Source organism: uncultured Nevskia sp. (genome assembly GCF_903885465.1).
Lineage (GTDB): Bacteria > Pseudomonadota > Gammaproteobacteria > Nevskiales > Nevskiaceae > Nevskia.
Window position 1 is genome coordinate 1 of record NZ_CAISIQ010000182.1, and the last position, 2,163, is coordinate 2,163.

At 67.4% G+C, this 2,163-nt stretch carries 3 protein-coding genes; all 3 read right to left on the minus strand.

The genetic code is table 11. The features are described 5' to 3' along the window. Positions 1-912: filamentous hemagglutinin N-terminal domain-containing protein (locus tag QZY06_RS06915; RefSeq protein ID WP_295682025.1), on the minus strand; the 912-nt coding region annotated here is incomplete at its 3' end. Positions 913-1,020: 108 nt separating this feature from the next. Beyond that, on the minus strand, positions 1,021-1,515 hold the full coding sequence (locus tag QZY06_RS06920; protein WP_295682028.1) for a YbjN domain-containing protein: 495 nt from the start codon (positions 1,513-1,515) through the stop codon (positions 1,021-1,023). Next, the coding region (locus QZY06_RS06925; protein WP_295682033.1) for a hypothetical protein at positions 1,512-2,163 on the minus strand (652 nt) is incomplete at its 5' end. The genes QZY06_RS06920 and QZY06_RS06925, both read right to left, overlap by 4 nt.

Genomic DNA, 2,163 nt, shown 5'->3' on the forward strand with positions numbered 1-2,163 from the left:
CCCGGAATTCAGGCCGAGGATGTTGCCGTTGGCGGTGCCGGTGCTGGTCGAGGTCAGGCCGGTTTCCAGAAACAGGCGATTCGATTCGGCCAGGTAGACTGGATCGTCGCCCGGCCGCAGCGTGTTCTGCCGGGTGGTCAGGTACAGCGGCAGGCTCGAGACCAGCAGCGAGTTGACGTTGACCTGGCTGCTGCCGCCGAAGATGACGCCGTTCGGGTTGATCAGATAGACCGAGCCATCAGCTTTGATCTGGCCGAGGATGCGGCTCGGCGAGGCATTGGCGCCGACCCGGTTCAGGGCGATCCAGTCATTGCTGCCATCGGCCTGGGTGCCGGCGCGCTGATCGAAATTCAGCGTGGTTTCGCGGCCGATGTTGAACGAATCCCAAGTCAGGATCGCTTTCTTCGCGGTCTGCTGGACGGTGACCGTGGTCTGCGCGCCGGTGCTCGTCTGCACCGGCAGATTGGCGTTCTGCCAGGCGCAGGTATTGGTTGCTGCACAGGTCGACAACTGATTCATCGCCGAGGCCGCAACCTGCAGGCCGCCGGGCGCGAGGCCGTTCGGCACATCGCTGGGCGCGATAAGCGCCAACTGCCGCGCCGCCGTCTGCGCCGCTTGGGTACTGGCCAAGGCTTCAGCCGCGCGGCTGAGATTGGCGATCGAGCGATTGGCGCGGATCAGCGCCTGCTGCGGTGTGGCCACGGTGACGCCGGTGACCGGATCGACGCGCGCCGTCGGCACCGGCGCGCCGGGATTGGCCGGCGTGACGCCGCGACTCTGGAAATACTGGGCACTGCCGAACGGCGCCGCCACGGCGCTGCCGGCGAGCAGGCTGAAGCCCATGCCGCTGGCCCAGGCACAACGCTGCAGCCAGCCGCGCGTCGACAGGCGCAGCGCCACGTCCGCAGGCATCACGGGCGAATCGAGAGTCAGGCGGGTTTTCACGGCCGATCTTTTAGCCGGTCAACACGACATTAATTTGACACTGCCGTGACACGGCAGCCGCGCCTTTCGCCAGGTTCATGCGGCGGCTCCGGCTACCGCTGCGCCGGTGGCCGCATTGGGCAGCCGCAGATGGGCGATGAAGTCCTGGAGGATGCGATCCCAGAGCTCGCAATGAGCGATCAGAAAGCCCTCTGCCACGCCACCGGCGACCACCACGTCCATCGACAGCACCAGCAGCGGTGCCTGATGGAACAGGCGTGCGAAGCGCTTGCCGCGATTCCAGCTATCGACCAGATCCGGCCGCAGTTCGCCTTCGATGTTCAGCCAGCAATGGAAGGCGAAATCGACGTAGTGACGCGAGCCGCCGAGCGCCGCGTCACTGGCCGGCAGCGGATTGCCGAAGCCGATGAAGAAGCCCAGCCCCTGCGCGGCGCTCTGCACCTGCGGGCCGATCGGGCCACCCGTCTGGCCGCCGCCCTGCGGCTCGACGACGGCGGCGCGGTAGCCGGTCTTGCGCAGCACGTCGGCAAGGTCTTCGGGCGAAACACTGGTACGGATCAGATCGGTCATGGCGCGGGCGGAGTAGCGGGGACAGCACAAGGGGTGGAAGCAGCGGCATCGAGTACGCGGTTGCGATAGTCCTGCACCAGCGTCTCGAACTGCACGCGATGCAGGCCGGTCAGCGGCTCGCGGTCCTTCATCGCGTCCCAGACGGTCTTGCGCTTGTAGCGCTCGACCAGTTCGGTACCGATGTCGACCAGCGCGGCGTTGCGGCTGTCGAGCAACGCATTGCGACTGGCGGCGTCTTTCAGCTCGGTGCTGCGCTGCTGCAGTTCGGTTTCACGTTGCTTGATCAGCGCGGCGCTGGCGGCGGTCTGCGTCTGCGCGGCGGCGAGTTGCTTCTTCGCCTCGTCGAGCTGGCTCTGCAAGGCGACGGCGCGCGCCTGTTCGCTGCGCAGCGCGCTGCGGCTGGCGGTCAGTTCGGGATCGGCTGCGACCGGCGCCGGTGCCGCTTTCGCAGCCGCCACTTCGGCAGTCGCGGCATCGGCCTTCTGCTTCAGCTCGGCGTTCAGCGCCTGGGCTTCGCGCAGCGCCAATGTCGTCTGGCGCAGCTGATCGCGCAGCTTCGATTCCAGCGTGGCCTGGGCCAGCGAGGCCGGTGCCGCGATCAGCAGCAGCACGGCGAAGACACTGCGCATGGCGATGGGCGAGCGCACC

Excerpts from the sequence above, each read along its gene's own strand:
- QZY06_RS06920 (WP_295682028.1), bottom strand. The coding sequence starts at position 1,515 with ATGACCGATCTGATCCGTACCAGTGTTTCGCCCGAAGACCTTGCCGAC.